Annotated in this window: 21 protein-coding genes; all 21 read right to left on the minus strand. The window is 66.4% G+C overall.

The window, feature by feature from the left end:
* Positions 1-41: 41 nt before the first annotated feature.
* Positions 42-968 (minus strand): RluA family pseudouridine synthase, encoded by a 927-nt coding sequence (locus QRM96_RS03105; RefSeq protein ID WP_018763564.1) that lies wholly within the window; start codon positions 966-968, stop codon positions 42-44.
* Positions 961-1,533 carry a signal peptidase II gene (gene lspA / locus QRM96_RS03110; protein ID WP_018763563.1) on the minus strand — a complete coding sequence of 191 codons (573 nt, stop codon included), beginning with the start codon at positions 1,531-1,533 and terminating at the stop codon, positions 961-963. Before lspA ends, QRM96_RS03105 begins: the two co-directional genes overlap by 8 nt.
* Before the next feature lie 94 nt (positions 1,534-1,627).
* The gene (locus tag QRM96_RS03115) at positions 1,628-2,311 is read right to left on the minus strand and encodes a DivIVA domain-containing protein (protein ID WP_018763562.1); all 684 of its coding nucleotides are present in this window, start codon (positions 2,309-2,311) and stop codon (positions 1,628-1,630) included.
* 176 nt (positions 2,312-2,487) lie between these two features.
* A complete protein-coding gene (locus tag QRM96_RS03120) occupies positions 2,488-2,775 on the minus strand; it encodes a YggT family protein (RefSeq protein ID WP_018763561.1) in 288 nt (95 codons plus the stop codon).
* Positions 2,776-2,909: 134 nt separating this feature from the next.
* Positions 2,910-3,440 carry a cell division protein SepF gene (locus QRM96_RS03125; protein ID WP_018763560.1) on the minus strand — a complete coding sequence of 177 codons (531 nt, stop codon included), beginning with the start codon at positions 3,438-3,440 and terminating at the stop codon, positions 2,910-2,912.
* Between the two features lie 90 nt (positions 3,441-3,530).
* A complete protein-coding gene (locus QRM96_RS03130; protein WP_285318308.1) occupies positions 3,531-4,283 on the minus strand; it encodes a YggS family pyridoxal phosphate-dependent enzyme in 753 nt (250 codons plus the stop codon).
* Positions 4,276-4,965 (minus strand): purine nucleoside phosphorylase YfiH/LACC1 family protein, encoded by a 690-nt coding sequence (locus QRM96_RS03135; protein WP_285318309.1) that lies wholly within the window; start codon positions 4,963-4,965, stop codon positions 4,276-4,278. Before QRM96_RS03135 ends, QRM96_RS03130 begins: the two co-directional genes overlap by 8 nt.
* An 8-nt stretch (positions 4,966-4,973) precedes the next feature.
* Entirely contained in the window at positions 4,974-6,227 is a 1,254-nt protein-coding gene (ftsZ, locus tag QRM96_RS03140) for a cell division protein FtsZ (protein WP_018763557.1), read from the minus strand.
* 185 nt (positions 6,228-6,412) lie between these two features.
* A complete protein-coding gene (locus QRM96_RS03145) occupies positions 6,413-7,330 on the minus strand; it encodes a cell division protein FtsQ/DivIB (RefSeq protein WP_018763556.1) in 918 nt (305 codons plus the stop codon).
* Entirely contained in the window at positions 7,323-8,699 is a 1,377-nt protein-coding gene (gene murC, locus QRM96_RS03150; RefSeq protein ID WP_285318311.1) for a UDP-N-acetylmuramate--L-alanine ligase, read from the minus strand. The genes QRM96_RS03145 and murC overlap by 8 nt, the downstream gene beginning before the upstream one ends.
* Positions 8,696-9,796 carry an undecaprenyldiphospho-muramoylpentapeptide beta-N-acetylglucosaminyltransferase gene (murG, locus tag QRM96_RS03155; protein ID WP_285318313.1) on the minus strand — a complete coding sequence of 367 codons (1,101 nt, stop codon included), beginning with the start codon at positions 9,794-9,796 and terminating at the stop codon, positions 8,696-8,698. Before murG ends, murC begins: the two co-directional genes overlap by 4 nt.
* Before the next feature lie 6 nt (positions 9,797-9,802).
* Complete coding sequence (gene ftsW / locus QRM96_RS03160) at positions 9,803-11,128, minus strand: putative lipid II flippase FtsW (RefSeq protein WP_109864324.1); 1,326 nt, start codon at positions 11,126-11,128, stop codon at positions 9,803-9,805.
* 2 nt (positions 11,129-11,130) lie between these two features.
* Entirely contained in the window at positions 11,131-12,708 is a 1,578-nt protein-coding gene (gene murD / locus QRM96_RS03165; protein WP_285318315.1) for a UDP-N-acetylmuramoyl-L-alanine--D-glutamate ligase, read from the minus strand.
* Positions 12,690-13,799, minus strand: coding sequence for a phospho-N-acetylmuramoyl-pentapeptide-transferase (gene mraY / locus QRM96_RS03170; RefSeq protein ID WP_018763551.1), 1,110 nt, complete (start codon positions 13,797-13,799; stop codon positions 12,690-12,692). The genes murD and mraY overlap by 19 nt, the downstream gene beginning before the upstream one ends.
* Positions 13,796-15,259 (minus strand): UDP-N-acetylmuramoyl-tripeptide--D-alanyl-D-alanine ligase, encoded by a 1,464-nt coding sequence (locus tag QRM96_RS03175; protein WP_285318317.1) that lies wholly within the window; start codon positions 15,257-15,259, stop codon positions 13,796-13,798. Before QRM96_RS03175 ends, mraY begins: the two co-directional genes overlap by 4 nt.
* Before the next feature lie 6 nt (positions 15,260-15,265).
* Positions 15,266-16,897, minus strand: coding sequence for a UDP-N-acetylmuramoyl-L-alanyl-D-glutamate--2,6-diaminopimelate ligase (locus tag QRM96_RS03180; RefSeq protein WP_285318318.1), 1,632 nt, complete (start codon positions 16,895-16,897; stop codon positions 15,266-15,268).
* A gap of 96 nt (positions 16,898-16,993) precedes the next feature.
* Positions 16,994-18,799, minus strand: a complete 1,806-nt coding sequence (locus tag QRM96_RS03185; RefSeq protein WP_018763548.1) for a peptidoglycan D,D-transpeptidase FtsI family protein — start codon at positions 18,797-18,799, stop codon at positions 16,994-16,996.
* 47 nt (positions 18,800-18,846) lie between these two features.
* Complete coding sequence (ftsL, locus tag QRM96_RS03190) at positions 18,847-19,542, minus strand: cell division protein FtsL (protein WP_109864328.1); 696 nt, start codon at positions 19,540-19,542, stop codon at positions 18,847-18,849.
* A complete protein-coding gene (gene rsmH / locus QRM96_RS03195) occupies positions 19,539-20,531 on the minus strand; it encodes a 16S rRNA (cytosine(1402)-N(4))-methyltransferase RsmH (protein ID WP_018763546.1) in 993 nt (330 codons plus the stop codon). The genes ftsL and rsmH overlap by 4 nt, the downstream gene beginning before the upstream one ends.
* Before the next feature lie 165 nt (positions 20,532-20,696).
* A complete protein-coding gene (gene mraZ / locus QRM96_RS03200; RefSeq protein ID WP_018763545.1) occupies positions 20,697-21,125 on the minus strand; it encodes a division/cell wall cluster transcriptional repressor MraZ in 429 nt (142 codons plus the stop codon).
* A gap of 332 nt (positions 21,126-21,457) precedes the next feature.
* Entirely contained in the window at positions 21,458-21,829 is a 372-nt protein-coding gene (locus QRM96_RS03205) for an SCO2097 family morphological protein (RefSeq protein ID WP_018763544.1), read from the minus strand.
* Between the last annotated feature and the right edge of the window lie 54 nt (positions 21,830-21,883).

Here is a 21,883-nt window from a genome sequence, read left to right on the forward strand (position 1 = left end):
TTCTAAGCGCTGGCAGTTGGCGGCCCGGCCAGGCCGCCGTGTCAGGCCTGTCCCGACTCCAGCAGTTCCAGGGCGTAGGCCAGGTCCTGCGGATAGTCGCTGGTGACAGTGACGCGTTCCCCTGTCACCGGGTGGTCGAATCCCAGCTGGCGGGCGTGGAGCCACTGCCGGGTGAGCCCGAGGGTGGCCGCGAGGCGCGGGTCGGCGCCATAGGTGAGGTCACCGGCGCAGGGATGGCGGAGGGCTGAGAAGTGGACCCGGATCTGGTGCGTCCGGCCCGTCTCCAGGTGCACTTCCACCAGGCTTGCCTTCCCGAAAGCCTCCAGGACTTCGTAATGGGTTACCGAGGGCCGGCCGTCCTCGATGACGGCAAAGCGCCAGTCGTGGCCGGGATGCCGTCCGATGGGCGCGTCGATGGTGCCTGTCAGCGGGTCCGGGAGGCCCTGGACCACCGCGTGGTACACCTTGTCCACAGTGCGCTCCTTGAAGGCCCGCTTGAGGGCTGTGTAGGCCCGCTCGGACTTCGCCACCACCATTACCCCGGAGGTGCCGACATCGAGCCGGTGCACGATCCCCGCCCGCTCCGGTGCGCCGGAGGTGGAGATGCGGTAGCCTGCACCGGCCAGTCCGCCCACCACAGTGGGGCCAACCCAGCCGGGCGAGGGATGCGCCGCGACACCCACGGGTTTGTCGACGACGACAAAGTCCTCGTCGTCCAGCAGGATCTTCAGGCCTTCCACAACTTCCTCCACGACTTCCAGCGGGTCCCGCCGCTCCGGGACGGTGACGTCAAGGACATCCCCCGCCACAAGTTTTGCCGATTTCCCGAGCGCCTTCCCCCGGGTGAGGACATGGCCCTCGGCCAGCAAGGATGCGGCCACGGACCGGGACACGCCCAGGAGGCCTGCCAGGCCGGCGTCGGCCCGGGTCCCGCCGAATTCCTCGGCCACGACGATTCGCTCACTCATGGCCGGGCTTGTCCTTGTGTGCAGTCCCGAGGCGCGTTCCGTCCAGCGCGATTCCGCGAATGGTCAGGATGCAGATGATGGCGACGGCAGACACGACGGCGGAGTCCGCGATATTGAAGATCGCGAAGTTGGGAAGCTGAATGAAGTCCACCACATGGCCCATGCCGAAGGAGGGCTCGCGGAAGAGCCGGTCGGTGAGGTTGCCCAGGGCGCCGCCCAGCAGCAGCCCGAGAGCCAGGGACCACCAGGCCGAGCCCAGCTTCCGGACCTGGAAGAGAATGGCGATTGCGACGCCGGCCATGATGATCGAGAACACCCAGGTGACGTTCTCCCCGATCGAAAACGCGGCACCTGAGTTCCGGATGAAGTACCAGTGCAGCAGGGGCGGCAGGACCGGGATCCTTTCGCCTTCCACCATGGTGGACGTCACCCAGAGTTTGGTGAGCTGGTCCAGGACGTAGGCAAAGACCGCGAACCCGCCGAAGAGGGACAGCAGCACAGCCCGTCGGGGGCGCGGAGAGGAGGGGGCCGGCCGTGCGGCGTCGGCTGCGAGTTCGTCAGTCATGGTGCTTTCACTTCGAAAAACTTAGGTGTCAATGCCAAAAGCCGGTGGCCGAGGAATCCTCAGCCACCGGCTTTCAGAATACGTGTTGCCAGGGTTAGTTTGCTTCGCTGACTTCCGGCGTCGCAACGGAACCACGTGCGTCCAGGTCGCGGAGCTGGCCTTCGATGTAGGCCTTCAGGCGTGAACGGTAGTCGCGTTCGAAGCCGCGGAGCTGCTCCACCTTGCGCTCGAGGACCGAACGCTGCTGCTCCAGTGCGCCCAGGATCTTGCGGGACTTTTCCTGTGCGTCGTTGACGAGGCTGCTGGCTTCGATCTGCGCCTCGGCGATGATCTTGTCCTTCTGGGCCTGGCCTTCGGCGACGTGGCGGTCGTGCATCTGCTGCGCCATGGCCAGCAGGCCGGCAGCGGACTCGGCGGAAGGAGTGGAGGCGGCGGGCGCTGCGGGGGCGGCTGCAACCGGAGCGGCCGGCTCGACGTCCTTCTTCTTGCTGGCTTCGGCGGCCTTCGCTTCGGCTTCAGCCTTCTCGCGGGCCTCATCCTTGTCGGACTTGACCGGGGCGGGGACCTTCTCAACCACAGGTGCGGCGGTGGTGCTTGCCGGGACGCTGGAGCCGGCGTCGGCGAGCTTCTTGCGGAGCTCGTCGTTTTCCTGGTTCAGGCGGCGGAGTTCGACGACGATTTCGTCCAGGAAGTCGTCAACCTCGTCCTGGTCATAGCCCTCGCGGAACTTGGTGGGCTGAAAGCGCTTGTTGACAACGTCTTCTGGCGTCAAAGCCATCTGGTCACCTCACTGGTCTGGTTAGTCAGTAGGCCTTCCGGCCGTCAAAACTACGGTACCTAAATTTGGTCTGCTTACTCTAATTCAACACCGCGGTGTCAAACGGGAGGTTTCTTCGCTTTACAGTAGCTGTTCCCGGGAGGATCATCCTGCATTGCCAAGTCTTTGTTGGTGGATCAGGCCAGATTCCTGGTGATGCTCATCGCAATGCTGACGCCGATGAACAGGATCAGGAAGCCCAGGTCCAGGGAGATGCCGCCAAGCCGAAGGGGCGGGATCAACCGCCGCAGCCCCTTGAGCGGCGGATCAGTGATGGAATACACAGCGTGCGCCACCACGAGGGCCGCACCGCGTGGCCGCCATTCCCTCGCGAACATCTGCACCCAGTCGTAGACCAGGCGGATGATGAGGGCCACGAAGAACAGCAGCAACACGAGATAGAGAAGTCCGAAAACAATTCCCATGACTTATTTCATATCTCCATATTTCGTGCGGACCATCCGGTTCGGATGCCGCGGTGTGCTGCAGTTGTCTTGTCTATTTCAGCACAGATGCCAGACAGGTGTCCCTGCCTGGCATCTGTCGTCGGCCTTGGCCGTCAGCTCTGGTTGAAGAAACTGGCCTGGGTGTCGCTGACTTTCTTGTCGTCACCGATCACTTCGACGTAGGACGGTGAGAGCAGGAACACCTTGTTGGTCACCCGTTCGATGCTGCCGCGGAGGCCGAAGACGAGTCCGGCCGAGAAGTCCACCAGGCGCTTTGCGTCCGCCTCGCCCATGTCCGTGACGTTCATGATCACCGGGATACCGTCCCGGAAGCTCTCACCGATGAGCTTGGCATCGTTGTAGGAGCGGGGATGGATGGTGGTGATCTGCCGAAGTCCGGTGTTTTCTTCACGGCTCGAGGCCGCACGCTTAATCGGGGTCACTGGGGCGCGGTATTCCTCTTCAGGGGTGTAAGACGCCTCACGGCTGACTTCGCGGACCGGTGCCGGGGCACGGCGTTCCTCGCGGTCGACTTCCATGGGTTCGTCCTCATCCTTACGTGTGGTCTGTTGCTCGGACTCGTAATGCTCATCGCCGTCGGCGAGCCCAAGATAGATCATTGTCTTGCGCAGAGCGCCGGCCATGGTCGACTCCTAATCGTGTCCCGTAAGCGGGCCGCCCAATGACTTGACAGCACTGGAGTCCCCCGCCCATCACTTCCAACAGGTCCGACGCTACCCCACCGCGGGACGCGAACCGAGAATATCGGAACCGATCCGCAGGTGTGTCGCCCCGAACTTGATGGCCGCCTCCAGGTCCTGGCTCATGCCGGCCGAGATGGCCGCAGCCCCCGGGTGGTCGGCCACCAGGCGGGCCGAGACCGCGGCGAGCTTCTCGAAGGCCGGCTCCGGTGGCGCGCCCAGCGGCGCAACGGCCATGACGCCTGCAAGGTGGAGGCCGGCTGACGCCGCGATCCTCTCCGCCAGGAGTGGCACATCGGCCGGGGCCGCCCCGCCGCGGTGCGTGCCGCCGTCGTCCTCCAGGCTGACCTGGATGAAGCACGCCAAAGGGTCCCGCCCGCCGGAATCCATCTCGTTCCGCACTGCCTTGGCGAGGGCGTCCACGAGCTGGAGGCGGTCCACTGAGTGGACGGCGGCGGCGTACCGGACCACCGATTTTGCCTTCTTGCTCTGCAGTTGGCCCACGAAATGCCAGTTGAGGGCCAGTCCGGCCAGTTCGGCGGCCTTCGCGGCCGCCTCCTGGTCCCTGTTCTCACCCACATCGGTGACCCCGAGGGCCGCGAGCCGGCGGATGTCCGCGGCCGGGTGGAACTTGGTGACCACGATGAGCGACGGCGGCCGGCCGCTGCGGCCGCTCGCCTCGGCGGCGGCCGCGATCCGGTGGCGTACCGCGGCCAGCCTGATGGCGAGTTCCGCGGCGCGGGGATCGGACGCCGGGTCCCGGGGGTCCTGCGGATACTCAGTCATGGCACCACACCAGTCCGGCGAAACGGCCGGTGTTCCGGTTGCGGCGGTAGGAGAACAGCGTGTCGGTCTCGAGGGTGCAGGGACCGGAGTAGGCCACTTCCACGCCGGCGGCCTCGAGCTGGCTCCGGGCACCGGCCGGGAGGTCCAGCCCGGGGGTCCCCCAGGAGGTGGTACTCCACGTCGCGGGCACCTTGGCGGCTACCTCCTCGCGCAATGCGGCGGGTACTTCGTAGCAGGCACCGCAGATGGAGGGCCCCAGCCAGGCACGGACGCGGGACGCCCCCAGGGATTCCATGGCCTCCACGGCCGCCGGGAGCACACCGTTGGCGGTCCCTGGACGGCCGGCGTGGACGGCGGCGAGAACCGGCCCGTTGGCCGACTCCCCCGCGAGCAGGACCGGGATGCAGTCCGCCACCATGACGGCCAGGGGAATGCCCTGGGACACCATGGCGTCTGCTTCTGGAACGGGAGAGTCCGCGTCCATTAAAGCGACGGTGGTGCCGTGGACCTGGTTCATGAAGCGCAGTGACCGCGGAGCGGCACCGATGGATTCCTCCAGGCGGCTCCGGCGCTCCATGACCCGGGCGGGGTCGTCTCCCACGTGGAGGGCCAGGTTTCCGGCACTCGCGTCGGTGAATGCGGCCGACACCCCGGGCAGGATGTCGGCGCGCCAATGGAACAAGCCGGTGCCTACTTCAGGAAGTCGGGGACATCCAGGTCGTCCGGGTGGTTGCCGGTCAGGTCCGGCTCCACTACGGACGGGAGGTCGACGTCGAAGCCGGAGTCGGCCGGGACGGCAGACGGACGCTGCTGGCCCCAGTTGCTCAGGCCCGCCGCACCAACGCCGGCGTGGATGGGCTGCACGTTCTGCTGGTGGCTTCCGTTGCCCTGGTGGTTTCCGCCCTGGGAGTGGGCCGAGGCGGGGGCGGCAGCGGGGGCAGCGGGCCGCTGGGGGGCGGTCTGCGGCTGTGACTGGTCCATGGACGGTGAGGTGGCCTTGACGTCGTCGAAGCCGGCGGCGATGACGGTGACGCGTGCTTCGTCGCCCAGGGCGTCGTCAATGACGGCACCGAAAATGATGTTGGCCTCGGGGTGGGCCACCTCCTGGACCAACCGTGCGGCTTCGTTGATCTCGAACAGGCCCAGGTCGGAGCCGCCCTGGATGGAGAGCAGCACGCCGTGGGCGCCGTCGATGGAGGCTTCCAGCAACGGGGAGGCAATGGCCAGTTCGGCAGCCTTGACGGCGCGGTCTTCGCCGCGGGCCGACCCGATGCCCATGAGCGCGGAACCGGCACCCTGCATCACGGACTTGACGTCCGCGAAGTCAAGGTTGATCAGGCCGGGGGTGGTAATGAGGTCGGTGATGCCCTGGACACCGGACAGCAGGACCTGGTCGGCGGAGCGGAAGGCGTCCAGCACCGAAACGTTGCGGTCGCTGATGGAGAGCAGGCGGTCATTGGGGATCACGATCAGGGTGTCCACTTCATCGCGCAAGGCGTCGATGCCGGCCTCGGCGGAGCCGGCGCGGCGCCGGCCCTCGAAGGTGAACGGTCGGGTGACCACGCCAATGGTCAGGGCCCCCAGGGAGCGTGCGATCCGGGCGACGACGGGAGCGCCGCCGGTGCCCGTTCCGCCGCCTTCGCCGGCGGTCACGAAGACCATGTCGGCGCCGCGGAGGACTTCTTCGATCTCGTCAGCGTGGTCCTCGGCAGCCTGCTTGCCCACCTCCGGGTTGGCGCCGGCACCCAGGCCTCGGGTCAGCTCGCGTCCGACGTCGAGCTTGACGTCGGCGTCGCTCATCAGCAGGGCCTGGGCGTCGGTGTTGATGGCGATGAACTCAACACCCCTGAGGCCGACCTCGATCATGCGGTTGACTGCGTTCACGCCACCGCCGCCGATGCCGACGACTTTGATGACGGCCAAGTAATTCTGCGGAGCTGCCACGTTACGTGTCCCTTGTTCGTGTCTGTATTGCGAAAACTGATGGTGAGCTTGAAGCCTGCAACCTTAACCTTCGACTTGAAGGTTATAGTTATGTCAAGTAACTCATGTCTGTGACGGTATTTCCTCTGGTTCCGACATTCAATGACCGGGTCCGCGTGTCGGATTAATACGGGGAAAGAAAGCGCTCAGCGCGTCACGGGGTGCCGGGGCACACTGACATCGTAGACCCTGACGGGGTTCTTCGGATCCGCCGGAACCTTCAGGAGCGCGGCCAGCACCTTGGCCTTGAGTTCCTTCTCCGACGCGTTGCCCCACACGATCGTCTGGCCGTCCACAAGCTTCAGCTCCACGGCATCCACGGACTGGGCTGAGGCGTTGGACAGCTTGGCCAGCACGTCCGCGGGCAATGCACCCAGGACTGCCGCCGTGGCACGGAACAGGTCCTGGCCGATCGCTCCGGCACCGCCGTCAATCACCGGCAGCGAGGCCGATGCCGGGTCGGCCGTGGTACCGAGCTGGACGCCGTCGACGTCCACCAGCTGGTACTGCTCCCCCTGCTTGACCAGGGCTACCGGAACCCGCTCATGCACGGAAATGGCGAGCGTGGAAGGCGGCCGTGCCTCGACCGAGACGGACTTGACCTGGACCAGGGGCCCGAGAAGGCCGCGTACGTCGTCTTCACTGATCTGTGGCAGCGGCTTGCCGCGGAGCGGCTCCAGGGCCGCCTGGACCTGGGCGGGCGTCAGGAGCCGGGTGCCGCTGACCGAGATCGTCTGCAGGGCGAGGACGGGTGAATAGATGGCACCGGCCAGGATGCCTGCCACCAGCACCAACACGGTTCCGAGGGCAATGAGGAATCTCTTCCGGCGTCGTTTGGCTTTGGGCTCCGGGAACGCCAGGACCGTCGCGCCGGCGGGTTCCTGCGCTGTCGCCGATTGTTCCGGGGCCGGGTCCTGGATGCCGCGGGAGGCGGTGATGACGTCCCCACCGGTGGCACGGGGCGCCCCGTTCGCCGGGTCTTTCCGGGAAGCGGTGCCCGCCGTGGTGTCGGCACGATTGCTGCCCTTCGGAGGTGCGTAGGTGGGCCGGCGCGAGCTAGGCATGGAGCGCCTCCACGATCCGGGGACCGTAGGCCGTGACGTCGCCGGCACCGACAGTGAGGACGACGTCGCCGTCGCCAGCAGCTGCCGCCAGGGTGGCGACGGCGTCATCGGCGGCTACCAGCCGTCCTCCCCCGGTGAGGTGGTCGGCGATGAGCTGGCTGGTGACGCCCGGAATGGGGTCCTCCCTGGCAGGGTAGATGTCCAGGACCAGGGCGGTGTCTGCCAGGTTCAGGGCATCGGCGAATTCGGCGGCGAACTCCCGGGTCCGGGAGAACAGGTGCGGCTGGAACAGGACGTGCACCTTGTGGTCTCCGGCGACGGAGCGGGCCGCGGCAAGGGCAGCGCGGACTTCCGTGGGATGGTGGGCGTAGTCGTCGAAGACGCGAACCCCCCTCGCCGTGCCCTTCAGTTCGAAGCGGCGGGACGCTCCCGAGAAGCTGGCAAGGCCGGCTGCGGCGGCCGCCGGCTCCACGCCCAGCTCCAGGGCCACGGCAAACGCCGCCGCGGCGTTGAGTGCGTTGTGCCGGCCGGGAACCTGCAAGGCCAGCGGAAACTGCCCGGCGGGGTTTGCCACGGCGACGCGGCCAGGACCGTCGTCGAGCAACCGAACGTCCGCGGCTTCGTTCGTGCCGTACAGGACCACCCGCGTGGCGCCGCGGGCCCTGGTCCTTTCCGCGAGGGCCAGCGCCCCGGCGTCGTCAGCACAGGCAATGAGGAGCCCGTCAGGGGGCAGCAGGGCGGTGAACCGGTCGAAGGACTCGTAGACGGCTTCGGCTGTGCCGTAGTAGTCGAGGTGGTCGGGCTCGACGTTGGTGACGACGGCGATCCGTGGCCGGTAATTGAGGAAGGAGCCATCGGATTCGTCGGCCTCCGCCACGAAGATGCCCGATGTCCCGTGGGCGGCATTGACGCCAAGCGCCGGAATGTTGGCCCCCACGGCGAAGGAGGGGTCCAGCCCGGCGGCCCGCAGCAATACGGTGATCATGGAGGTCGTGGTGGATTTTCCATGCGTTCCCGCCACCGTCACCACGGCGTCATCCCCCATGGTGGCGGCGAGGGCCTCGGAGCGGTGCAGGACTGGCAGCCCTGCCTGCCTCGCTGCAGCCAGTTCCGGATTATCGTCCCTGATGGCCGATCCGGCCACCACCGTCTCCGCGTCTCCCAGGTTCTCCGCGTCGTACCCGACCGCGATGCGGGCACCGGCCGCCGCGAGGTCCGACATGACGGGAAGGTCCTTGGCATCGGACCCGCTGACCGGGACGCCGCGGGCCACCATGATCCGTGCCACGGCGGACATGCCCACTCCCCCGATGCCGATGAAGTGCACCTTGCCGAGGATGTCCGTGACTGCGTTGGTGTGGGGGTTCATGCGGATACCGCTTCCAGGACAAGACCAGCCATCCGCTGGTCGGCGTTTCGGATACCGAGCCGGTAGGACTTGGCTTCCATGGCCGCGAGCCGGGCCTTGTCGGTGACCAGGGGGATCAGTTCGCGTTCCACCCAGTCGGGCGTGAAATCACGGTCGGCCACCAGCACGGCGCCGCCTGCGGCCACCAGGCCGGCGGCGTTGAGGGCCTGTTCACCGTTGCCGATGGGCAGCGGTACCAGGACGGCGGGAACGCCCACGGCGGCTACCTCGCAGACGGTCGCGGCGCCCGAGCGTGCCAGCAGGAGGTCCGCCGCGGCGTAGGCGAGCTCCATGCCGTCAATGTATTCCACCTGCCGGTACCCGGCTGCGGTGAGGGGTTGGCCGGCCCCGTCCAGCACGGTCTTGCCGCGGCCGGTGACGTGCAGCGTCTGGATGCCCGCGTCGGCAAGCCGGCCCACGGCGGCGGCGATGGTCCGGTTGATGCTTTGCGCCCCGGAGGAACCGCCCGTCACAATCAACGTGGGCTGCTGGGGATCAAGCCCCAGGGCTGCCCTGGCCGCAGTCCTGGCAGCTTTGCGGTCCAGCCCGGAGATTTCCTTCCGCATGGGCATTCCCACGTGGACGGCGTTCCGGAGCGGGGTGCCTTCGAATGCCACGGCCACCCTGCCGTTGAGGAATGCCCCGACCCGGTTGGCCAGTCCCGGGCGCGCGTTGGCCTCGTGGATCACCACGGGAATGCGGCGCTTTCGGGCGGCCAGGTACATGGGGGTGCAGACATACCCTCCCACTCCCACCAGAACATCAGCGTGCGCCCGGTCCAGGATGGCCCCGGCCTGGCGGACGGCGCCGGCCAGCCTGCCGGGCAGGCGCAACAGGTCCGCTGACGGTTTCCGCGGGAAGGGCACGCGGTCGATGGTGGCCAGTTGGACGCCGGCCGCCGGCACCAGCCGCGTTTCCATCCCCGAGGGTGTTCCGACGGCAAGGATGTCCGCCCCCGGCGCTTCGCTCCGGAGCGCCGCGGCGATGGCGAGCAGCGGGCTGATATGGCCGGCGGTTCCGCCGCCGGCCAGGACGATAGAGGGTGTGGCAGGTGTCATCTGAGGTTAAGCACGCTTTCTGGAATTCTTGGGTTGGCTCTTGTGGCGGTCTTTCCGGGCCTTGAGCTTGAGCATCCGTTTGGGCCGGATGGCTGGGGCCATTTGTTCCCGGGCAAGTGAAAGAACCACGCCGATGGCGCACAGTGACATCAGCAGGGCCGAGCCGCCGTAGGAAATGAACGGCAGCGGCACGCCGATGACGGGCATCAGCCCGGTGACCACGGACATATTGACGGTGGCCTGCCCCAGCAGCCAGACCATGATGGTGCCGGCCAGGACGCGGTGGAACATGTCCTCCTGTGCCACCACGACGCGGTAGATCGCGGCGCCCAGGATGGCGAACAGGACCAGTACGACGACGGTCCCCACCAAGCCGAGTTCCTCGCCGATGATGGCGAAGATGAAGTCGTTGTGGGCCTCAGGGATCCAGCTGTACTTTTGCCGGCTCTGGCCCAGGCCCACCCCGAGCCAGCCTCCGGAGGCGAGGCCGTAGAGGCCGTTGGTTGCCTGGTAGTTGGCGTCGATGCCGTCGGCGCAGGACTGCCCGGTCCACCAGGAGGTAATCCGGCACATCCGGTTGGAACTGGTGACGGCCATGAAGGCGGTACCGGCGGCGGCGATGATGCCCGCGATCCCGAACAGATAGAGCGGTACGCCCGCGAAGAAGAGGGCCGCGGCCACGATCATCATGATGATCATGGCCGTGCCGAGGTCGTTGCCCACCAGGATCAGGACGATGACGACCGCGGCCATGGGGACCGCCGGAACCAACACGTGCTGCCACCGGCTGAGCAGCCTGCCCTTCATGGCCAGGACGGTGGCCATCCAGAGGGCAAGGGCCAGCTTTGCCGCTTCCGAGGGCTGGAAGGTGATGCCGCCGACGTCGATCCAGTTCCTGTTGCCGTTGATCTCCGAGCCCACTACCTGGACCAGCCCCAGCAGCAGCACGGCGGCACCGACGGCGGGCCATGCCAGCCGCTTGAGCCACACGACGTTGATGCGCGAAAGGACGAACATGGTGAAGATACCGATCGCCGCGAAAACGCCCTGCTTCATGGCGTCCCCATAGGGGGATTTGCCGGCTGCGATCGATTCGACGCTGGAAGCGGAGAGGACCATCATGATGCCGATGGCGGTCAGCGCAAGGGTGGCTCCGAGGATCAGGTAGTAGGTGGAGCCGTTCCTGGAGGTTCCGGTACCCTCTAGGGCGGACCAGAACTTGTGGTGCAGTGCCTGCAGTCTCATCCGGGCTGAAGCCGGCGGCCGCGCGTCCTTGGCTGTGGAACCGGAGCGCGACTTGCTGCCCGGCGGCCGGGTGGGCGTGCTGACCATTGTTACTCCTCGCCGGTCTGGGCCTGCCCTTCCACCAGCTCGCGGACAGCGTCGATGAATGTACCACCACGGTGAGCGTAGGAAGAGAACTGATCCATGGAGGCCGCTGCCGGAGCCATCAGCACGGTGTCGCCTGATTCGGCGAGCCGGGCTGCTGACGCGACGGCCCGGGTCATCACCAGTTGTCCGTTGGCCGGGGAACCGGCCGGTGTGGCACCGGGCGCCGAAGCAGTCTCCACCTCTTCAGTGTCGCCCGCGTCCGGCTCGATGACCGGGACATCCGGCGCGTGTCGCTGGAGGGCCTCACGCAGCGGGCCCGTGTCCGTTCCGATCAGGACCACCGCTTTGAGCCGGGCGGCGTGCTGCCTGACAAGGTCGTCGTAGCTGACGCCCTTTGAGAGCCCACCGGCTATCCACACCACCTTGGTGAAGGCGGAGAGGGATGCCGACGCGGCATGCGGGTTGGTGGCTTTCGAGTCGTTGACCCAGAGGACGCCGTTCATGCGAGCCACCGGCTGGATGCGGTGGTCCCCCGGCACATAGTCGAGGATGCCTTGGCGGACAGCCTCGGCCTCAACCCCGTAGGCACGGACCAGGCCCGCGGCGGCGAGGGCATTGGCCACCATGTGGCGCGGTGCCAGCGGACCGAGATCGGCCATGGAGGCAAGTTCCGCTGCACTGTCGCGGCGTTCTTCAATGAACGCCCGGTCCACGAGCAGCCCTTCCACCACTCCGAGCATGCTGACGGCGGGCGTGACCGTGGTGAAGCCCACTGCACGGCAGCCCTCAACGACGTCGGCGTTTTCCACCATGCGTTCGGTTTCAATCTGCTCGGCGTTATAGATGCAGGCCTTCTGGGTGCGTTCGTAAACCTTGGCCTTGTCCGCCAGGTACGAGTCATAGGAGCCGTGCCAGTCAACGTGGTCCTCGGCCACGTTGAGGCACACGCTGGCCACCGGGGAGAGCGATTCGGCCCAATGCAGCTGGAAGCTGGAGAGCTCGACGGCGAAAACGTCGTAGTCAACCGGATCGCGAAGGGCATCGAGGATGGGTGTCCCGACATTGCCCACGGCGATGGCCTTGAGCCCGGCAGCCCGGAGCATCGATTCCGTCAGGCCGACCGTGGTGGTCTTGCCGTTTGTTCCCGTAATCGCCAGCCAGTCGGCAGTCTTGCGGCCTTCCCTGATCCGGACCCGCCAGGCGAGCTCGACGTCCCCCCACACGGGGATGTGCGCACGGGCCGCAGCGGCGAGGAGGGCCTGGTCCGGGCGCCAGCCTGGTGAGGTGACGATAAGTTCAGGGAGTTCGCCGTCGATCAGCGGAACATGGTTGACGGCTTCCGCACCGAGCAGGACGTCGGCCGCACCCACGATTTTCAGGGTGTCGGCGTGGGCCCGCGCTGTATCGCTGGTGGCGGCATCCACCACCACGACGCGTGCGCCAAGTTCGATCAGGGTGTCTGCCGCTGCGAACCCGGAGACGCCGATGCCGGTGACGGCAACACGCAGGCCGGCCCAGTCGGAGTCCCAGGAGACGAGGTTGGCCAGGCGGGGGGAAACGGTCACAGCAGTACAACCCATTCAGCGTAGAAGATGCCCAGGCCCACGGCGACGAAGAGGCCGCCCAGGATCCAGAACCGGACCACAACGGTGACCTCGGCCCACCCCTTCAGTTCGAAGTGGTGCTGCAGCGGCGCCATTTTGAACACTCGCTTTCCGCCCGTGGCTTTGAAGTAGCCCACCTGGATGATGACGGACAGGGTGATCAGGACGAAGAGGCCGCCAACGATCCCCAGGAGCAGTTCCGTCCTGGACAGGATGGCGAATCCGGCTACCGCTCCACCGATGGCCAGCGAGCCGGTGTCGCCCATGAAGATCTTGGCCGGCGAGGTGTTCCACCAGAGGAATCCCACCAGTGCTGCACTCAGGATGGCGGCAAGCAGTGCCAGATCCAGAGGATCCCGGACCAGGTAGCAGCCGCTTCCGGCTTCCCGGGGCGAGCCGCAGGCCTGGTTGCTCTGCCATATGCCCATAAGCGTATATGCACCGAACACCATGATGGAGGCGCCGGCGGCCAGGCCATCCAGGCCGTCGGTGAGGTTGACGCCGTTGGTGGCCGCCGTGACGATCAGGTTGGACCAAATGACGAACAGGATCGCCCCCAGGACAGTCCCGCCGAAGGCAAGGTCCAGCCATGGCAGGTCCCGGACCAGGGAAATCTTGGTGGACGCCGGAGTGAGCCCGGCGTCGTTGGGAAAGTTCAGCGCCAGGATGGCGAAGATGATGCCTACGGCCGCCTGGAGGATCAGCTTGGCCTTCGCGTTCAAACCAAGGCTCCGCTGCCGGGAGATCTTGATGAAGTCGTCCAGGAATCCCACCAGGCCCATACCCACCATCAGGAACAGCAGGATCAGGGCAGAGGCGGAGGGACCGGGCGAGTCGGGGTTCATCATCAGCATGATGAGGTGGGTGAGCCCGTAGCTGAGCAGGACCGCGGCAACGACGACGGTGCCACCCATGGTGGGCGTGCCGCGTTTGGTGTGGTGCGAGGTGGGGCCGTCGTCCCGAATGAATTGGCCATAGCCGCGGCGGACCAGCAGCCGGATGAACAAGGGGGTGCCGACGAGGGCGCACAGCAGGGCGAGGCCCGCACCGATCAGGAGAGCAATCACAGCAGAGTGCTCCTTTCATCGGCAGGTGTCGGGGATGGGGGTAATGCTATCCGATCGCCCAAATGGCGAAGCCCAACGCTGTTGGACGACTTGAACAGCACCAGGTCCCCTGGCTGCAGTTCGGCGTCAAGGATCTGGTAGGCCTCTTCGGCGGTTTCGGCGAACAGGCATTCGTCGCCCCAGGATCCTTCCTGGACGGCGGAAACGTAGAGTGCACGGGCTTCGCGACCAACCACCAGCAACCTGGAGATGTTGAGCCGTACCACCTGGGTGCCCACAGCGGTGTGCTCGCGAATGGAATCTTCGCCAAGTTCCAGCATGGCGCCCAGGACCGCCCAGGTCCGGCGGCCCCGGCCAAGGTCGGCCAGGGTGCGCAAGGCGGCACGCATTGATTCAGGGTTGGCGTTGTAAGCGTCGTTGATGATCGTGACGCCGTCCGGGCGTTCGGTGCGTTCCATCCGCCAGCGGCTCGCGGCGGCCTGCTGGCTCAGTGATTCAGCGATGCGGTCCCCCGGCACCCCTGCGGCACACGCAGCTGAGGCTGCCGCCAGCAGGTTACCCATGTGGTGGGCGCCGATGAGCCGGCTGCGGACGTGCCGTGGCGCTTCGCCGTCCGGCAACTGGAGATCGAATTCCGGGCAGCCCTCAGCGTTCGTGTCGGCATTCAGCGCCTGCACCACGGCATCCGGGCGGCCTTCCGCGGAGAACCCGAGGACCGTCGCGGAGGTCCGGCTGCGCATCGCAGCCACGCGTTCGTCGTCGAGGTTGATGATCGCGGTGCCCGCACTGGTGAGTCCTTCAACCATCTCGCCCTTGGCCCGGGCGATGTTCTCCACTCCCCCGAATTCGCCTGCGTGGGCCGTTCCTACGGCGAGCACAACTCCGATGTCGGGTTTGACCATCTCCGCCAGGTAGCGGATGTGGCCAATCCCCGTGGCACCCATTTCAATGACCAGGTAGCGGGTGTCGGTTCCGGCCCGGAACACTGTCAGCGGGACGCCAACCTCACCGTTGTAGGAACCCTGTGGCGCTACGGTTGCCCCCTGGGTGGAGAGTATGCCTGCCAGGAGGTCCTTGGTGGTGGTCTTACCCGCTGAACCGGTGATGCCAACGACCGTCAGCTGGTCACCTGCTGCCGAGCGAGCGGCGCGGATCCGTCGGACTGCTTCGGCGGCGAGGGCGCCCATGGCGAGGACGGCGTCAGCAACCAGGACTGTCGGGTAGACCCGGCCGTCCGGCGCAGCGACCGGGCGTTCAACGAGGGCCAAAATGGCCCCGGCAGCAAAGGCGGCGTCCACGAAATCGTGGCCGTCGGCCTGTTCGCCCGGCTTCGCGACGTAAAGCGAACCCTGCGTGGCTTCGCGTGAATCCGTCACCACCGAAAGGGGCGTAATTCCGGGATCGGCGTCCAGGCGCCCGTTGGTGATTTCGGCGATTTCCGCCGCAGTAAATGCAATCATCTCGGTCTAGGACTCTATCCGGTCGTCATGGAGAACGTTGAATCCCCTGGCTGTCAAGGCGCTGCGCAGTTCCACCCGGTCATCCAGGGCGAGGTTGACGCCTTTTACCTCCTGCCAGACCTCGTGGCCGCGGCCTGCGACAAGAAGGGTGTCCTGCGGGCGTGCGAGTTCTGCGGCTCGGCGGATGGCTTCCGCCCTCGGGAAGACTTCCAGCAGCTCTGTTCCAAGCGCTTCATTCTGCACGGCCTCCCGGGCCCCCGCCAGCACGTCCGCGCGGATGGCCGCGGCATCTTCGTCGTGCGGGTCGTCATCGGTGATGATCACGGTGTCAGCGAGCCGCGCGGCAATGGCGCCCATCGCCGGACGCTTGCCTTGGTCCCGCTGCCCTGTGGCGCCGAACACCACGATCAGCCGTGAGCCGGGCTCGGGTGAGCGGACCGCTTCCAGTGCCCGCGCCAGTGCGTCGGTGTTGTGGGCAAAGTCGACGACGGCGGCGGGCCGGTCGGAGACCAGCTGCATGCGGCCCGGGACTTCAACGGTAAAGGGGTCGGCACTGTCCAGTGCGGCTTGGAGGTCTGCGGCGTCTACGCCGGAGGCAAGGACCATCAGTGCGGCAAGGGCCGCGTTGGCAACGTTGAAGCTGCCCGGCAGCCCGGTGTGGAGGTTCAGGACGGCCCCTGCCGGCCCCGTGAGGGTGACGTCGGTTCCGAGCCCGCGCGGGGACGTCGATGTCACGCGCCAGTCGGCGGGCGTGTTGCCGCTGGTGCTGAGCGTGGTGACCGGCATCTGGGCATCGCCGGCAAGCCGGCGGCCCCACTCGTCGTCGACCGTCACCACGGCCTTCCTGGCGCGCGCGGGGGTGAACAGTTCCGCCTTCGTGGCGAAGTAGCCGTCCATGGTTCCGTGCAGGTCCAGGTGGTCCTGGGTGAGGTTCGTGAATCCGGCGACGTCGAAGAGCAGCCCGTCCACCCGCTGGTAGGAGATGGCGTGGGAGGACACTTCCATGGCTGCGGCGTCGAGCCCGCGCTCATGCATGAGCGCCAGCAATCCGTGGACCTCGGGTGATTCAGGAGTGGTGAGGAGGCTGGGAACAGGTTCTCCCCCGGCCTGGATTTCGATGGTGCCGATCAGGCCCGCCTGCCGTCCAAGGGCCCGCAGGAGCGAGGTGATGAAGTAGGTGGTGGTGGTCTTCCCGTTGGTTCCGGTAACCCCAAAAAGCTGCAGCGGACGGCCAGCCGCGGACTGGCTCCGGTAGATCAACGCGGAGAGGGGCCCCACCTCGTTCCGCGGGCTGTCCACCACCAGCACCGGGACGGGCGTGTCCGCGGCAAGGGCAAGGAGCCGGGCGCCGGCGTCGTCTGTCAGCACTGCGGCCGCACCGGCTTCGATGGCGTCCGTGGCGAAGTCCGCGCCGTGCCGGCTTGCCCCGGGCAGTGCCACATACAGGTCGCCGGGCTCCACGGTGCGGGAGTTGATGGAGATGCCGCTGACCTGCACCTCGGCGGCCGGAGCGGGAACCGTTACTCCCAGGGCATTGCCGACGGCGGCCAGCGGAACGGGCGCTACGGCAGAAGGCCGGAAGCGGGCCGGGTTTTCATCCCGGGCAGCGTCGCCGCCGGGCGTCGTGAACTCTGACAAGGGGATCTCCGATGGTGCTAGTGCGTGCCCGCCATGGTTCGCGCCGGGCACTGTGATGCGCTGGATGCTGCTGGTGTTTCCAGCGTGGCGCAGCGGCTACTTCGCGTACTGGGGCAACCTGGCCGGCGCTCCGGTTGAAGGCTGTACGTTGTAGGTCCGCAGCGTCTGGCTCATGACGGACCGGAAGACCGGCCCGTTGGTGATGCCGTAGATGCTGCCCTTCGGCCGCTGGAGCACCACCTCCACAATAAACCGCGGATCATCCATCGGCGCCATTCCAACGATGGAGGCCGTGTAGCCGCAGTAGCCTGATTTGCCGTCGTCACACGGGGATTCCGACGTGCCGGTCTTGGCGCCCACCCGGTAGCCGTCGATACCGGCGTCCTTGATCTCGCCTTCTGTGACGGCGCTCTCCAGGATGTCCTTGACCTGCTGCGCGGTGCTTCCCGAAACCACCTGGCGCGAGGGTTGGGCCGGGACCTTCTCTTCCGTGCCGTCGGGGGAAATGTAGGAATCGATCAGCCGCGGCTGCAGCATGACACCGTTGTTGGCGATGCTCTGGTAGGCGCGGACGGTCTGGAGCGTGGACTGGGAAACGCCCTGTCCAAACAGGACGGTGTACTGCTGGCGTCCGTCCCACTGGTCAGCCGGCGACAGGATGCCCGCTGCCGTTGCGGGCAGTCCGATGTCGGGCGCTTCGCCGATGCCGAATTTCTTCAGCCAGTCGTAGCGCTGTTCCTTGCTGAGCCGCTGGCCGGCCATGACGGTTCCGGTGTTCATGGAATACCCGATGATGCCGGCCAGGGTCCGTTCCTCTGTCCCGTGGGTGAAGGCGTCACTGAAGGTCTGGCCGTCCACGGTGTACGTCGGCGGAATGGTGAACTTGTCCAGCGGGCTTGCCAGCCCTTCATCGATGACCGCCGCCGCGGTCATCATCTTTTCCACTGATCCGGGCTCGTAGGCCGCGGTCACTGAACGTGTGCCGCGGTCCTTCGCGGCCACCAGCCCCGGGTTATTGGGATCGGGTGCGTTGGTGTCCGCCAGGGCAAGGAGGTTGCCGGTTTTGGCATCCATCACGATGATGACGCCCCATTCGGCACTGAGCTTGTCCGCTTGGCTCTGGATGGCCTGCTGGGCGAAGTACTGGAGGTCGGAGTTGAGGGTGAGCTTGACGTCCTTGCCATTCTGGGGCGGTGTCAGCTGGTCGAGGCCCACGGGGATGCGCAGTCCGTCCGCGCCGATCTCGAACAGCCGCTTGCCGTCCGTGCCCTTCAGCTTGTCGTCCTGTGTCTGCTCGATGCCGGCCTGGCCGGTGGTGCCGTCCTGCAGGAATCCCACCACGCCGCCCGCAACCGCGCCGTTGGGGTAGACGCGCTTGCTGACGCCCTCGGCAACAATGCCCGGGACCTGGAGCTTGGAGATGCGGTCCTCGACGTCGGGTTTCACGTCCTTGGCCACGATGTAATAGGGCTGCTGGCCGGTCACGGCGTCCCGGACAGCGGCGGTGTCCATTCCGAGGGCTGCAGCGAGTTCCGAGATTGCCTGGTCGCGGCTGATGTCCACCAGTTTGTCGTGGCCGTCAGCCTGCGGTTCGTACCGCTTGTAGGAGTCTGTCTTGGTGTTGACGCGCTGGTCCACCACGATGTTGTAGCGGATCACGCTGTTGGCGAGCACGGTGCCGCGGGAGTCCAGGATGCTGCCGCGTTCGGCCGGCAGGATCGCCGAGGTCATCCGGCTGTTCAGGGCTGCTTCCGCCATGCCGCCGACGTCGAGTCCCTGGACCAGGAACAACTTCCCGCCCACCACCAGCAGGAGGGTGAGCATGATTCCCAGCCCCAGACGCAAGCGCTTCGTGGCGTTGGGTGCCTTGCCTTTTCCGGCTTTGCCGGTCGTTTGCGCCACCGTGATATTCCTTGCTGTTCGACCTGCTGCTTGTCCTGCCTGGCGACTTACTGTCCGGGGACCTTCTGCTGCGGCGCCGGGATGGAGCCGCCGTGCAGTTCAGGCGCCGGAGCCGCTGCAGCGGCCGCTGCTGCGGCCTGCGCGGCGGCTTGTGCCTGTGCCGCGGCTTGGGCCGCCTCCGCTGCCGGGGCCGAGGACGTCCTGCCGGCGTCCGGCGGCGTCGCCTTGCCTGCCGTTGCGTCATTGGCCGCCGGGGGCACGATGAGCTGGCCCGCCACAGCCGGCGACGGGATGACTGCCCCTGCCGGTGCGCCCTTGACCGCGGGCGTCGCCTTTCCGGTCACGGACAATGTGGACAAGTCGATCTGGCCTTTGACCGTGGAGGCCACCATGCCCAGTTCAGTTGCCTTGGCGGCCAGGTTCTGCGGTGCCTCGAAGTTCTGCACCTGCTGGGTGAGGTCCTGGTTTGCCTTGGTCAAGGAGCTCTGTTTGGCCCGGAGCTCAACGAGCTGGTACTGGGCCGTGGAGACCGAAATGTTAAGGACGAGCACTGCCACCAGCGCGACGGCCAGCATGGCGAAGCACATCACGACGAACGGGGCCCGGCGCTTGCGCGGGGCCGTGCGGACCACGGAGAGCGGGGTCCGTCCCTTGCGAACTTCGTCAGGCCGGCCCGCGGGCCTGCTGGCGGGCGCCGAGCTGCCGGAAACGACGGGAAAGTTCTTGACGGCGGCGGTGCTCATGCAGCTCTCCTGGCTCTGATTCGTTCTGCGGCACGAAGCCTGGCGGAGGCAGCGCGCGGGTTTTCGGCGATTTCGACGGCGGTGGGCACCTCGGTGCCCTTGGTGAGGGTTTTCAGCTCGGGCTTGTGCTCTTCCAGCTCCACCGGGAAGCCGAGGGGAGCCGATGACTTGGACCGCGCCTGGAACACGCCCTTGACGATCTTGTCTTCCAGGGAGTGGTAGGACATCACCACGATGCGCCCGCCCATGGCCAGGGAGTCGACGGCGGCAGGTACGGCCCGTTCCAGGACGTCCAGTTCCTCGTTGACCTCGATCCGCAACGCCTGGAACGTCCGCTTGGCGGGATGTCCGCCCGACTTCGCGGCCGAGGCAGGGACAACCGAGCGGATCTGTTCCACGAGCTCGCCGGTGGTGGTGAACTCCTTGACGGCGCGGGCGGCGACAATCCGGTTTGCTATGCGTCCTGCAAACTTTTCCTCGCCCCATTTGCGGATGATCCTGACCAGGTCCGCTTCGCTGTAGGTGTTAACAACATCCGCCGCCGTTTGGCCCCGGCTGGTGTCCATCCGCATGTCCAGGGGTGCGTCGAAGGAGTACGCGAAGCCGCGCTCACGCTCATCCAGCTGCAGGGAGGAGACCCCCAGGTCCATGAGGATCCCGTGTACTTCGGCTACGCCGAGGTCTGCCAGCACCTCCGGGATTTCGTCATAGACGGCGTGGACGAGGTCGGTGCGCGCCGCAAAAGGCGCCAGCCGCTCCCCCGCGAGGGCCAGCGCTTCTTCGTCGCGGTCGATCCCGATGAGGTGGAGGTCGGGAAACCGCTGGAGCATCGCCTCTGAGTGACCGCCCATGCCCAGGGTCGCGTCGACGGCTATAGGAGTCTGGCCCCGCAGCCTCGCAGCTTCAAATCCCGGTGCCAACAAATTGATGCACCGGTCCCGAAGGACCGGCACATGGCGTTCGGACGTGGGCTTCGGTTCATCTGTCATGCCTGGTCCTTTCCCGCCGTCGTTGTCACCTTCTGCTTCTGGGACCAGATCCCCATCCGCGCCTACCGTCCTGCCCGCCTGGCTCAGGGGAAGTTGAGCCAGGTTGGCAGCCGATGGGCCGGCTGGAGATCTCATCCAAGAAGCCACCTGCTGCCCGTTCCGGATTCAGAGAATGCCAGGAATGGGATCGTCAGTTTCGGAGAAGGCGGTTTCCTTCTCCGCAAGGTATTCATTCCAAGCCTGGGCGTCCCAGATCTCGGCGCGGGTACCGGCGCCGATCACGGCAAGTTCCCTTCCGAGTCCTGCATACTCCCGGAGCGCTGGTGGAATGGTCACGCGCCCCTGCTTGTCAGGTACCTCGTCCGAGGCTCCAGAGAGAAAAACGCGGATGTAGTCACGTGCTTGCTTGGAGGAGATTGGCGCCTCCCGCATCTGCTCGTGGACCCGTGCAAATTCCTTCTCGCTGAAGACGTAGATGCAACGTTCCTGGCCCCTTGTGAGCACCAGCCCGCTGGCAAGCTCCTCCCGGAACTTTGCGGGGAGAATGATCCGTCCCTTTTCATCCAGACGTGGCGAGTGAGTGCCCAGAAACACTGGCCCACCGCCTGTCCGCCGTCAGGAACTGCACATCCCCTGTGTTGCAACCACCCTCTTATGTCCTCCACATTACTCCACTTTCCACCACAGTCAACGCAAAACGGCCTTTCCAGCGCCGCGTTTATGGGATGTCACCCCTGAAAAGATGCGGAAAATGCCCTGGTGGTGGAAAGTGGAGGACTTTTACCCGAAACCGGCCCACTCGGGACCATGAGGCGGCCACCCGCCGGTTAAACAAGGAAAGGCCCGCCGAAGCGGGCCTTTACGTGCGATTCCCCAACGTCAGGGGAGCGAAATGGAGGGGCGGGGCGGCGTAGCCGGGAGGCCGCTCAGGACTCTCCCCTGCGGCGCTCGTCCCATCGTTCCTCGAGGCTGCTCATGAAGGAACTCCGGGGCTTGCCGGCCTTTCCCGTTCCGGCCTTGGAACCAGGGCGGCCCCGGGAACTGCGCATGGTGGCAAAATATACTCCGCCGCCCATGACCACAAAGCCCAGGACGCCGACGAAAATGTTCTGCAGGGTGACGCCAACCAGTAACAGGAAGACGCCGGCAAGCGCGCACAGGACTCCGATGACCACGTGCCTCGTGGACCATGACCGCCCGGGGTCCGAACCCATCGAGTTCGCGAACTTCGGATCGTCCTCGTGAAGCTGCTTCTCAAGCTGCTCAAGCAGCTTCTGTTCGTGCTCCGACAGCGGCATCACGACCTCCTTTTGTAGGCCAACGTCCGGGCTGATCCCAGCCACTACTTCTGA

The organism is Pseudarthrobacter sp. lyk4-40-TYG-27, from assembly GCF_030209295.1.
Taxonomy (GTDB): Bacteria; Actinomycetota; Actinomycetes; order Actinomycetales; family Micrococcaceae; genus Arthrobacter.